Source organism: Dialister sp. (assembly GCF_051885895.1).
Taxonomy (GTDB): domain Bacteria; phylum Bacillota; class Negativicutes; order Veillonellales; family Dialisteraceae; genus Dialister.
This window is the reverse complement of record NZ_JBJEXP010000079.1, coordinates 1-12,817: the sequence shown is the minus strand read 5'-3', so window position 1 is coordinate 12,817 and position 12,817 is coordinate 1. Positions and strand designations below refer to the sequence as shown.

Here is a 12,817-nt window from a genome sequence, read left to right as displayed (position 1 = left end):
CAAAAGCCATTTTAGGAGAGAACAGACGGTACAGTGGATTCATTCTACATCCATGCGGATGCTCCAACCGTACCGCTCTGTTTTATTTTCATTTTATGGAAAATGGCGCTTTTTCAATCCCTTTCGAAAATATCCCGGGTATACACCTTATCCTTCACATCATCCAGCACCTCATCATAGCGGTTGGCAATGATGGAACAGCTCTCCCTTTTAAATTTCGCCAGATCATTTACCACGCGGCTGCCAAAGAAAGTGCTGCCATCTTCCAGGGTCGGTTCATAAATAATGACCTCCGCCCCTTTGGCCTTGATCCGCTTCATGACTCCCTGAATGCTGCTCTGACGGAAATTATCAGAATTCGATTTCATGGTCAACCGATATACGCCGATGGTGACAGGCTTCTCCTTCGCCGCATCATAAGTGCTATTTGAATGGTAATATCCTGCCTTTTCCAGCACCCGGTCAGCGATAAAATCTTTCCTCGTACGGTTCGATTTCACAATGGCTTCAATCAGATCTTCCGGCACATCCCTGTAATTCGCCAGCAGCTGCTTCGTATCCTTGGGCAGACAGTAGCCGCCATAGCCAAAAGAAGGATTGTTATAAAATTCACCGACTCTGGGATCCAGGCATACTCCATCGATAATTTCCCGAGTATCCAGTCCCTTCATTTCCGCATAGGTATCCAGTTCATTGAAATAAGAAACCCTCATGGCCAGATAGGTATTGGCAAAAAGTTTTACTGCTTCTGCTTCCGTGAATCCCATAAAGCGGGTGGGAATATCCTTCTTAATGGCTCCCTCCTGCAGCAGATGGGCAAAGGTATGGGCCGCCTTCACCAGACGGGCATCCGCCAAATCAGTTCCTACAATAATGCGGCTGGGATAGAGATTATCATAGAGCGCCTTGCTCTCCCGCAGGAACTCCGGGCTGAAAATAATATTCTTGGATCCCATTTTCTCCCGGATTTCCTTTGTATATCCCACAGGAATGGTAGACTTAATCACCATGATGGCGTCCGGATTGCACTTCATCACCAGCCGAATCACCGCTTCCACCGAAGAAGTATCAAAGAAATTCCGCTGGCTGTCATAGTTTGTAGGCGTGGCAATAATCACGATCTCCGCATCCCGATACGCCGTCTCCCCATCCAGAGTAGCTGTCAAATCCAGATCCTTCTCCGCCAGGTATTTTTCAATATACTCATCCTGGATAGGTGACTTCCGATGATTCACCATATCCACCTTCTCCGGAATAATATCCACCGCCGTCACATGATTGTGCTGCGAAAGAAGCGTGGCTAAAGAAAGCCCCACATAACCGGTTCCTGCTACTGCTATATTCATGACTGCCTCCTCAATTTAAACATCAAATAATTTTATAATAATTAATCATTTTACGCATTTCGCAGTTTTGTAAATGGATTCATGAATAAAATGATAGCAATTAAAACTAACATACATCATGTATTAATTTTTCCCATAACGCCCACATCTTTGATGGTTCATACTGCGAGACAATTTTTCTGCTTTCTTTTCCCATAGATTGCCTTTTAGCTCCATTATTTATAAGATCTTCTAGCCTATTCGCCAAGGCATTTGCATCATCATCCACTAAATATCCTGTAATTCCATCTTGTATAAGCTCATTAGTTCCACCACACTTTTTTAAACCAATGCATGGTAATCCAGATGACATAGCCTCTGCCAATCCCTGCGGAAATCCCTCGCTTTTACTAGGAATGCAAAAAATATCGCTTCTGCTATAAACTTCCTCAATATGGTTAGTTTTTCCTTTAAGAAAAATACGGTCTTCTAGATGTTTTTTTTTGATTTCTTTTTCCATGCTTTGGGCATAAAGGGAGCTTTTCTCTCCCCAAAATTCTAAATACCAATCTGAATATTGCTTCGCAATAGAAGCAAAAGCATGCATTAAAAGCTTTTGATTTTTTCTTCCAGAAATATTTCCCACACAAGAAATCAAATATCGTTTCTTTAGTTTACCCGGTTGGGCTTGTACAACAGCAGGGAAAATCGCATTTCCAATAGCAACAACGGGAATATTGGGAAAATATTTTTTGGCTATATCAATTTTTGATGGCCACAATACCTGGATAGCTGCACTTTTCGCAACAGCAGCCCTCTCTTCCCATGAAAGAAGAGGCATTTGCACAGCTGGATCCCCTCTAAACATAGTAATTACGGGACCTTTATATTCTCCATCAGTAATCACATATTTAGTGGATGGAGCGGAGCAAGATAGGATAACATCTGCCGGATACTGATTCAAAAAATGACGAATTCGGGGACCATATTGTCTTCCTTTGAATTCTGCATTGACTCCCTGTGCTTTCTTTTGGCTAAAAATACGAATAAATTCCCGATATACTCTCAAAAGCAACGGCAATTTTTCAAAAACAATCTTATGCCCTTTTTCAAAAAGAATATTAAATTGCTTAACTTTCGGATCAATCGGAAAATATGGCATTCCTTCTTTGCCATCTCGATATAAAACAGTTATGTCATACCCTTTCTTTACTAAGTCACTAGAAAGATAGCAGGTTAACTTTTCTACTCCTCCCGGCATATCTACGTAATGTGTGCCAAAGTGAGCCACAGTGATATTCATAGATAATATCTCCAAAATTAAAATATTGACAACAACTAACAACTATTATGTTTTATTGCAATCAAATTAAATATTCTCTATTCTTTTATTAATCTTTGTAAAACTTCAATCGTCCTTTGTATTCCTGTAGAGATGTTATAATGAGCCTTCCATCCAAGTTTTTGCAATTTAGTAGAATCCATGCATGCCTTAGTTGCTTTGCTATAACCTGCTTGTTCTAAAGCATCCGGTTCTGCAAAAATAACATTTTTTCCGCAAGAGGTAGCAATTAATTCAGCAAGCTCCTTAAGATATATATTAGATCCTATATCCGCTATATTATAAGCTTCACCGCATTTACCCTTTAGCATTATTGTCAACAAACCAGAGACGGCATCTGCAACATATGAAAAAGAATAATGCTGCATGCCATTACTTTTCAGTACAATATCTTTCTTATGTATAGCTTTCATAATGAACTGGCTAATTGCCTTACTATCATTCATAAGCATCGTAGGCCCATAGGTTCTAGCAAATCGTGGAATAACAATATCCACTCCTGACTGCTTAATATAAGCCTGACATAACGCCTCACCACATCTTTTACTTTCTGGATAGCCAGCCCGCAACGAATTGCAATCAATATAACCACAATAATCTTCAGCAAATTCATCCACATCCTCACGATTTTCACCATAGACTTCAACAGATGATGCAAAGACAAATCTTGTTGCAGCATTTTTCACACAATAGTCCAGCAAATTTTTTGTACCTATAATATTAGTTATAATTGTCCCAATAGGATCTGTAGCATAAGCAATTGGATGCGTATTACTTGCTAAATGTAAAACATAATCAGCATGAGGAATATCAGCTTTTTTTAAGGATTCATTGATATCACAAGGAATAAAAGTTAAATCTTGTCTATTAAGAAAATCCCCAAATTTCCTTACGGCTTTCTCTTTGTTCCGCCCAAGTGCGTATATTTGGCAATTCATTGCATTTTCAGTATTACGCATCAGTAATACATAAATTAAAAACGTCCCAATCAAACCAGTTGCTCCTGATATCATTATTACTTTATTTTTCAGCTTATCCCATGGCAAACTTAAAGCTGCAACATTTGAAACATCTTCTTTCAGTAAGGGATCATCAAATATTCTCTTAGTGTCCATTTTTATACTATGCCTCATTTCAGCCAATTATCTTTTTCCATTTTTAAATAAGCCTTAAACATCTCTAAATTATCTTTAGTCGTAAGCTTGATATTACGTTCCGAACCGGATGCAAAATGTAAAGTAACACCTAATTCAACCATCATTGTATTGGTATATGCAGATCCATAAATACCTATTTTTCTTTCAAATGCCTCATGGTATTTCAAATCCAACAAGCTGAATCGATAGGCTTGTGGAGTAGACACACGCCTTAAAGTTTCTCTTGGTATATATTGGTTTGTCGTTCCATTATCATCTTTATTTATTACAAAAATTTGTTCATTATAAGGCATAGATGTAACTGCATTTCCATATTTATACGCCACTGCCAGCACATCAGTTAGTACCGCCTCATCAACTAACGGCCTAACACCATCGTGAATCACTATCATATCATTTGAGTTTACTTTATCTTCTAATGCATAAACTCCATTACGAATAGATTCTTGCCCTGTTTTTCCACCTGGTACTATCCACTTCAATTTTGTAATATTAAATTGTTTAGCATAGGCCCAAACAACACTTTCCCAACCTTTTAGACAAACAACTTCTATCCAATCAATTTGGGGATGTCTTTGAAATCCCTCTAAAGTGTATACAATCACAGGTTTATCATAAACATTAATAAATTGTTTAGGAATGTTTTGTCCCATCCTTTGCCCTGAACCACCTGCAATAATAATTGCTATATTCATAATTGCCCTCCATGGACTTTAATATTTACGATATTCAAACTCATTGAAAAACACATTATAAATATTCTCACTTGCCAGTTTTCCTAAATCTGTATAATAATCCAAATATTTTCTAAAGACTTGTTCACATGCATTTTTACGTGGATCTTGCCCTTTTATAACAACATTTTCAATAAAGTCCTGAATACGCCTAAAATCACTTCCATCTGCAGTATATATTGCGTTTATAATGGCCCGTCCTATTGTACTAAATTTATCTGTTTTACGAGTCAAAAACAATTCCGGCTTATGAGTATATACATATTCCGAAGTAAAAGAACCACTGTCAAGAATCATTGCATCGGATGTTTTAAAAATATCTTGATAGTATGCCCCTGTTTCTACTTTAGCATTCGGTAAAGAATTCCAGGCGTTCATATAATTACGATATTCTTCATCGTTTTTAAAAATCCCTGTTTTTACCGCTGAATTCATTAATTCCGGATGAGGTTTAACAACCCATGATGTAGTTTCTGGATGTGTTTTAGCATATTCATAAAACCATTTATAGTTTTTCTGAAAAGTTGCAAATTTTATGCCACTATCAATAGACCAATGCGGAGCCCAGATAATTTTCTTTGCAGCTGGGTTTACCGTTTTCCATTGATAACGTGTTTCTTGATCCCGGTAGAATATATCCATTCGTGGATATCCAGTATAAACTATACCATCTCCCTTTCGATATAAGAATCGAATAATATCATCCCGACGGCATTTGGTATCAACGAATTCTCTCCATTCTACATACCGGATAGAAAAATCTCCCTTAATCCCCCAATCAGATGTATATAGCCCATAATCAATGAAAGCGATTAACTTAGTGAGAGGCAAATTGCGAAGAGATAATCCCTTATTAATATCTTTAAAATATGGTGTTAAAAAAAATAAAATATCTGCGCTCGGATAAAAATCATCATTAAATCTCACAATTTTAACATTAATTCCAAATTGCTTTAATTTTTCTACGCCAGAATAAAAATTCATTTTTGCCGATGGGGCTAATGCATATTTAGGTTCGCACAGAAGCACATTCACTTCATATCTAGGATTCATGGAAAACATTTTATATAACTCATCACCACACCACATGGCTGAATCCAGCAGCACAAAAGAAATTTTAATTTTATCCTTTTTCCTCAGATATTCAGCATTTATGTTCTCTAATTGATGCATAATCCGATTATACTGATCATAATTTAAAATATAATGCAATTGGTATAAATCCTGATAATTTATCCTTGATAATTTTTCAGGTGAAAGTTTTATATTATTTTTGCGTAAGGAGGAAAAACGAGAGTATAGTTTTAAGTATGCTTTAAACTTTTTACGAATATGGAATTTATACTTAGGCATAATATATCCCTCCACATAAGCATAAAATTTATCTTATATCTGATAAAATAACTTTTATCTTTTTTTATTTTTTAAACTTCTCAATTTATGATGCGGAACTTTTTGAAATTGTTTCTCCAGATATACATATGTTTTATCTAAGGACTTTCCTATTTTCTTTCGAATTTGATAAGAGCTACTGGCTGGAATTATTTCTGCCTCTGACCATAAATTCGGATTGTCTTTTACTTCGGCTCTAATTCTTAATTTTCTTTTTGTCTGTTTCACATATTTATTAATTTCGTTAAGTGTAGTACATTGACCATCAATGAACCAATTTACCTCACTATAAATTCCATAAGTATATGCAGAGATAACGGGACTTTCATCAGGGTATACATACCAGTCATATGCAAAATTCCCATCTACACAAATTTGTATAACTTGAATACGTGCATTCATATTTTCTAGAATTTCCCATTCTGATATGCCTGCTTGATTCCCCTCGCTCTCAATTATTTCGAACTTAACCCATTTAACATTTTCCTGAGGGTTTACCTTAACAAGTGTTTCTCGACCAATCTTATTAAATTTACCAACCTCGCAACTATATCCTGTACTAAAGACAAGGCGTCCCTTTAAAATTCTATTTTCACTATCCAAATTTCCATAAAAAGCAATTGCTTCTATATGCTGAGGTCGAGAAAAATCACACCTGCACCATTTTTCGGTATCGTCCTTATCGGGAACCCATAAATATTCTTGATATATCGTTTTTTCTCTTCTGATATCTAATGTATTCATCATCTGAAAATCATGGAGATATTCAGTATTTCCGGATGATGCACTAACTTTTCCTTTATAAATTAGATTCTCGGTACGCCTATACCAAAACACTTGATCCCCATTTATAATTTTTTCCGGCTTATGCTTCCAAATTGCTTTTTGTGATACATGTGCATAGAGTGCTTTAAAAATCAAATTATGTCTCAAATCCAATCTTGTTTCAATTGGAACCGGAATCCGCACTCTTTTATCCCATTCATATACTGGATTATCCGTATCAAATTTGCTACTTTGGATTTTTTCCTTATTGACAACAGAAGATAATAGATGCCTTCCATAAAAATCAGCAACAGATTCAAACCCGGTACAATAGCAAAATCCTTTTAATACAACAGGTAAATATTTACCATTCGCATAATAATCGTTTAATATATTACCCATTACAGTATCAAAGGCAATACTTGCCATTCGATGATCAGGATGCCGATCAAAATCAGTTGCTAAAATTATTCCAGGTTTAAATTTAAGAATAACATTTTCAAGATCACATAAAAGGTTCTTCCAAGTATATGAAGAATGCCTACCATGATTAGAATATGCAAAGTCAGGATGAGTTTCTGTACCATATGTCTCTTTATGCTCTTGATTTTCTCTTGGTGCACTAATCCTAAAGATCGACTTCTCAGCCGCTGCTCCTCCATCCGGATAGCCTAAAAATATAATATTCTCTTCTGAAACCCCCATAATCTTGAGTGACTTCACAGCTTCATTAATTCGAACAAAAGCCGGATATTCCCAGTCACCATTTGTTAAAAAAACACAAATAACTCGCAAATTTTCTTGACAAGCAGTAATAATTGAAGAACCTGCTAAATTTATTTCATCATCTTCGTGGGGAACAATAATCATTAAAGAATTATCCTTGCAATACTGTCTATATGTAAAAGAAAAACTATCCATATCTATCCCTCCATTTTCATTTATACACAAATTTTTATACAATATCGCAAAAGATAACAATTAAAAATATATCCAGAATCTTATCCTAAACTTAACTTGGCATCATCTAATAATTTTTCCCATGCGCTCCAGACATGAGCAGGAGCATACTTTTCAGCTTCCAACTGTGCATTTTTCCCCAACTGAATCCTGACATCTTTATTTTTCATCAGATATTTAAGTTTATTAGCAAAAGAATCGACATCTTCGTCTACAAGAAACCCAGTTCTACCATCTTTTATTAATTCATTAACAGATGTGCATGTCTTGAAGGCCAAAGCAGGAAGCCATGCACTCATGGCTTCCACTAAAGCCAAGCCAAATCCTTCATATGCACTTGGAAATGCAAATATATCGGCTTTACGATAAACTTCTTCCACATTATTAGTAATACCGCAAAGAGTAACTTTGTTTTCCAAATGATACTTTCTTATCAACTGCATAAGACTATTTACATATGTACTGTAAGTTTTATTATCTCCCCATAATTCTAAATTCCACTCTGGAAAATATTCAGCCAAGCGAGCAAACGCTTCAATAAGAACGTGTTGTTGTTTGTTTTTATTTATTCGTGCTACATCAATAATATAATATTTATCTTTGTTTTTTGATAAATCCGCCAATGGTCTTACCTGTTTCACCGGATTAGGTATATATACAATCCTTGTTTCAGGGCAGTACTGTTTCACCAGTTGAATATAAGAAGGCGACAGAACCTGAATAGCATAACTTTTTCGAAGTGCAGCTATTTCACCAAAATAGCTGTCTTCGAAAACATGACTTGGATCAGTATGAATCATTGATATTGTAGGTATTCTTTCTATGATAGTTCCTAAGAAGCGAGTCATATCTGAGCTAAAAGAAATAATAACATCAGGTTGAAATGTATGTACAATTTCTTGAAGTTGTGGGAATAGTATTTCCTGTTTACAATGGTCATTCCACTTGCGATAAGCTTTTTTGCTAAAAAGTCTCAAAGTTTCCCGTACCGTTTTACTCATAAAAGGAACATCTTTCCCTACATCATGGTAATCCATAGCCAAAGGTATCCTGCTTGGACGAAGAGAAAAGAACATTATCTGATTTGAATAATGATAAAAAGATTTAATTTTATTACTTCCATACCAGCAAACAGCGACTCGATGTCCTCGTCCATGCATGGCATTGGCAAATTGTGCACAAATAAACTGCATTCCCCCACTTTTTTCAATTGTTCCCGGATAGCATATTAATATATTCATACCACAAAGCTCCTCTATCATCATCAGGACATGCTAAATTTATTAAATCCCTAAATCGCATTATTATGTGATTTTATTTAGCACTGTGCCTCTCTTATATGGTTTTCATCTTTTGGATTATCTATAATATTTTTTATATCATTTAATGATATTGCATATCCTAACAGCAAATAAAATATTTTAGATATATTTGTATTTATAATTGTTCCATCAACCAATCCATGTATTACAACAAACCCACAAAAAATACATATCCCTGCAGCATGGACATAATTTACATGTATATCATTTTTAACTATTTTATACATTCCAAGTAGCGTAAACAAAATATAAATACCAAAACCAGTAACTCCAATAATTCCAGTAGTAGACATATAAAAAATAATCAGATTATGAGGCATATCTAACCCCTTTTCATGCTGTCCTTCTGGTCGATACTGTCCATAATAATTTTCTTTCCAATGAGCCATACCAACTCCAGAAAATTTATGATCTTGCCACATATGATAGCTTGATTCGATCATTATTTTTCTTTCTCCGCCTGTTGCATTAGAACGATATGAATTAACGCCAATCATAGCGATGCCACCCATAATTAAAATAATTATACCAGCTACTAGTGCTAAACCCCTTTGTTTTAAATTCAGCGCACAGTTGTATTTAAATAAATAAATAATGTATGTAGCAAAAGCTCCTCCTACGAACCCAAAGACAGAGCCTCTTGATCCTGTAAGATATATACAAACTAGCGCTACTATAGAAATTAATCCCCAAAAGATTTTAAAATAATATTCTCTAGAAAGTACAACAAAAGAAATCGAAAATGGTACCATCAATTCCAATGTCATTCCTAGTGCATTGGGAGTTTCAAAAATTCCTATAATGCGAGAGTCATGTAATATATACCATTGATAAATTCCACTACCACAAAGAACAATCATAGAACATGCAATTCCAATACGAATTCCACGATTCACATCAAATCTTTCCATTAAATAAATGCAAATGAAAAAAGGCGCAGCATAAGTAATATACTTATAGGCTTTTCTTATACTTAACCAATCCTTATTTACTGCTCCAGCTAATATAATTAATATACTAAATATTATAAATCCCCATAATATATGTTTATTAATAGATAATTTTATTTTTTTATGGTTAAAATATATATCAATTAAAATAAAGGGGACAATAACTGCCAAAGCGAATTTGCTCCATAATGAAAATTTATATCCTATCGTAAGTAGTAATGTCATAATGAGAGCAATTAATTCCGGTATAGTTTTATAAATCTTATTATTATCCACTCTTTATATTTCCTTTCGCAGGTGTTATGGAAACTTTTCTATTTCATTATTTTAAGCATGGTTATTTTAATTTTAAAATTATCCCTACCAGTTTATAAATAAAACTGTTGCTATGAATAATGGCATTTTGTAACAACTTATATTCAGCATGCAAGTTATTTGTTCTATGCAATATAATTAGATGTATTAAGGCAGCTTCCTCATCGTCTGACAAAATTCGTTGAACAGAATTAACGGCATATAATTTCAAAGCACTTTTTATAGCCTTTTCTGATATTTTACCGCTGATTTTGGATACTAAAATTTCCTTCATATATCTATAATAAATTGCGGCTGCATCTCCTAAAGGAATGTCTGAATGAGTATTATAATATTTTTGAATCTCATTTTGCTGTGCCTTAGTCAAAGTTTTATCTTTCTTATTTTTTAAAAGTGCAGTAGTAGCAGACATCATAATTCGCTTATCACAAATCTCTTTGAATAAGGGAGAAGAATTTGCATCCTTACTGTGTTTCCACCCTATCCATTCATCTCTATAACTTTTGGCTTTTCTAGTTTGTACAATACTTCCATGAGGAGCTCTTTGCCAGTAATAATATCGTTTGGGCAGTGCTATTACTTTTTTTGCTTTCTCCATCAATATCCCTGTAACATAAACATTTTCACTTGTCCTTAATTCAGGATTAAAGAGCACGCCACTCCATAAATTACGACGGTATGCACGTCCCCAAAGTTCCCATCCATTTATGCAGCCAGAGATAATCTTTAATTGATCTGAACTTAAATTTACATTCCAATCCCTCCCTCCAGTGCATTTTTCGCCCTTCATTATATTAACTCCAAATAAAACCATATCTGCATTGGAATTTTTCATAGCAGATATAGTATCTTTTACTAAAGAAGAATCGACATAATCATCAGGATCTACAAAAAATATATAGTCTCCACTGCAATTTTGCAAACTAGTGTTTCTTGCGCCACAAAGGCCCTGGTTTTCCTGATGAATCACTTTAATTCTTGGATCCATCTCCTCGAACTGCTTGCAAACACTTAATGAATCGTCCGTAGAGCCATCATCTACTAAGATAATTTCAATATTTTTATATGTCTGGTTTCTTAATGATTCCAAACACTTAGGCAAGAATTCTTCCTTATTATATACCGATACAAGTATAGAGGCTAAATCGTCTTTCATTTTATAAGTTCTCCTAATCAAAATTCAATTATGTATCCTATTCATTTAGTGCTGGATCATTAGAGATATGAATCGCACCATGTTTTGTTACTGCGTCTTCCCTGGTTAATCCATATGATTTGCTCGTCAAATCATACTTCTCATTGTATCCGGTATTAGGTGCATTGAGAATACCGCAGACCGTATCAAAAATAAGATCATTCGTAAAAACATGAGTCCTGTTTTCTTCAAGATTCCTGGCAATTTCAGGATACATATGTTCATAACCAGGAGCCAGATAAACAAAGGCTGGAACATACGTCATATCCCATGTAAAACGGCTGCCTCCATGGAAATATTGCATATCTTCTCCATGATCCGAACAATACACCAAAGCCTGCAGATTCATATTATCTTTTGCATACTGATAAATTCCTTTCAGGACTTCATCAGTATACTTAATGCTGGAATCATAATCATTCACCTTAGTTGAATTACCACTTATATTTATTTTATCAAAATCGGGTGGTGTCCTGTCCTTATATCGATCATGACTTCCTTCCAAATGGATGACAATGAAATTGCTGGTTTCTTTAGGTATGTTTTTTAATAAATTTATGACCTGCTTATCATCACCTGCTGTTTTCTTTGTCCATAATACTTGTTTTGAGCTTTGCACACTGACAGCAAGCATAATATTATCTACAGACATTGCTTGGTTACTTATCCAATAAGTATCATATCCGATTTTATTTGCTACGTCAGTTATTGTTACTGTTTTATCCAATGGAAGCTGATTGTATTGGTTTGAATCTGATAAAAATAATGAAAGAGCTTGTGCAGTCAGAGGATAATTAGTATAAGCATTCGTCATAAGATAAAAACTTTTATTATTTTTTTGGCTGGAAAGCCATGGGGTAGTATCAGCTGGATAATTCTCATTAAATGCTTTTAAATGATTCCGATTTGCGCTTTCTCCAATAACCACAATAACTGTACCAGGTAATTTATCGGGCTTAGGCCCTATAAAAGAAAACTCCTCCAGATTTTTATTATGGGCATCTGCTGCCTTCCGAGAATTCATCAGATATTTGTAAGCAACATGATAAGGCCAGGCAGGGAATATACGGGGAATCCAGTGAGCAATTGTCACAAAAGATGCCAGCACCAGGACCGCCACGATAATTTTTCTTACTCGAGAAGAATATGTAATTTCTCTGGCTTCAATTTTACTGCCTCGAATGACAAGACAAACAATCAGTGCCATATAGACTGCAAATACTACCAGAATCAAAACTAAAGGCCCCAATCCCAGATGGGACTGCAGAAATTCCATGGCTTCCTTCCCATTAGTCAGAAGAACGGAAATCATATCTGTAGAAGTAAAAATCGTCCATGCTGTTTCTGTAATGATATAGAA

General features: G+C 35.0%; 10 protein-coding genes. All 10 read right to left on the bottom strand.

Annotated features, from left to right (window positions below; all coding sequences use genetic code 11):
* Nucleotides 1-113 precede the first annotated feature (113 nt).
* The gene (locus tag ACI4N7_RS06740) at nucleotides 114-1,346 is read right to left on the bottom strand and encodes a nucleotide sugar dehydrogenase (protein ID WP_439732587.1); all 1,233 of its coding nucleotides are present in this window, start codon (nucleotides 1,344-1,346) and stop codon (nucleotides 114-116) included.
* Nucleotides 1,347-1,452: 106 nt separating this feature from the next.
* Nucleotides 1,453-2,628 (bottom strand): glycosyltransferase, encoded by a 1,176-nt coding sequence (locus tag ACI4N7_RS06735; RefSeq protein ID WP_439732586.1) that lies wholly within the window; start codon nucleotides 2,626-2,628, stop codon nucleotides 1,453-1,455.
* 77 nt (nucleotides 2,629-2,705) lie between these two features.
* On the bottom strand, nucleotides 2,706-3,782 hold the full coding sequence (locus ACI4N7_RS06730; RefSeq protein WP_439732585.1) for an NAD-dependent epimerase/dehydratase family protein: 1,077 nt from the start codon (nucleotides 3,780-3,782) through the stop codon (nucleotides 2,706-2,708).
* 14 nt (nucleotides 3,783-3,796) lie between these two features.
* On the bottom strand, nucleotides 3,797-4,519 hold the full coding sequence (locus ACI4N7_RS06725) for an IspD/TarI family cytidylyltransferase (RefSeq protein WP_439732584.1): 723 nt from the start codon (nucleotides 4,517-4,519) through the stop codon (nucleotides 3,797-3,799).
* An 18-nt stretch (nucleotides 4,520-4,537) separates the two neighbouring features.
* Nucleotides 4,538-5,911, bottom strand: a complete 1,374-nt coding sequence (locus tag ACI4N7_RS06720) for a CDP-glycerol glycerophosphotransferase family protein (RefSeq protein ID WP_439732583.1) — start codon at nucleotides 5,909-5,911, stop codon at nucleotides 4,538-4,540.
* Between the two features lie 54 nt (nucleotides 5,912-5,965).
* Nucleotides 5,966-7,636, bottom strand: a complete 1,671-nt coding sequence (locus ACI4N7_RS06715) for a PIG-L family deacetylase (protein WP_439732582.1) — start codon at nucleotides 7,634-7,636, stop codon at nucleotides 5,966-5,968.
* An 80-nt stretch (nucleotides 7,637-7,716) separates the two neighbouring features.
* Nucleotides 7,717-8,916 carry a glycosyltransferase gene (locus ACI4N7_RS06710; protein WP_439732581.1) on the bottom strand — a complete coding sequence of 400 codons (1,200 nt, stop codon included), beginning with the start codon at nucleotides 8,914-8,916 and terminating at the stop codon, nucleotides 7,717-7,719.
* A gap of 77 nt (nucleotides 8,917-8,993) precedes the next feature.
* Nucleotides 8,994-10,223, bottom strand: a complete 1,230-nt coding sequence (locus ACI4N7_RS06705) for an O-antigen ligase family protein (protein WP_439732580.1) — start codon at nucleotides 10,221-10,223, stop codon at nucleotides 8,994-8,996.
* Nucleotides 10,224-10,284: 61 nt separating this feature from the next.
* Nucleotides 10,285-11,418: a glycosyltransferase family 2 protein gene (locus tag ACI4N7_RS06700; RefSeq protein ID WP_439732579.1), complete on the bottom strand. Its 1,134-nt coding sequence runs from the start codon at nucleotides 11,416-11,418 to the stop codon at nucleotides 10,285-10,287.
* A gap of 37 nt (nucleotides 11,419-11,455) precedes the next feature.
* Nucleotides 11,456-12,817: phosphoethanolamine transferase (locus ACI4N7_RS06695; protein ID WP_439732578.1), on the bottom strand; the 1,362-nt coding region annotated here is incomplete at its 5' end.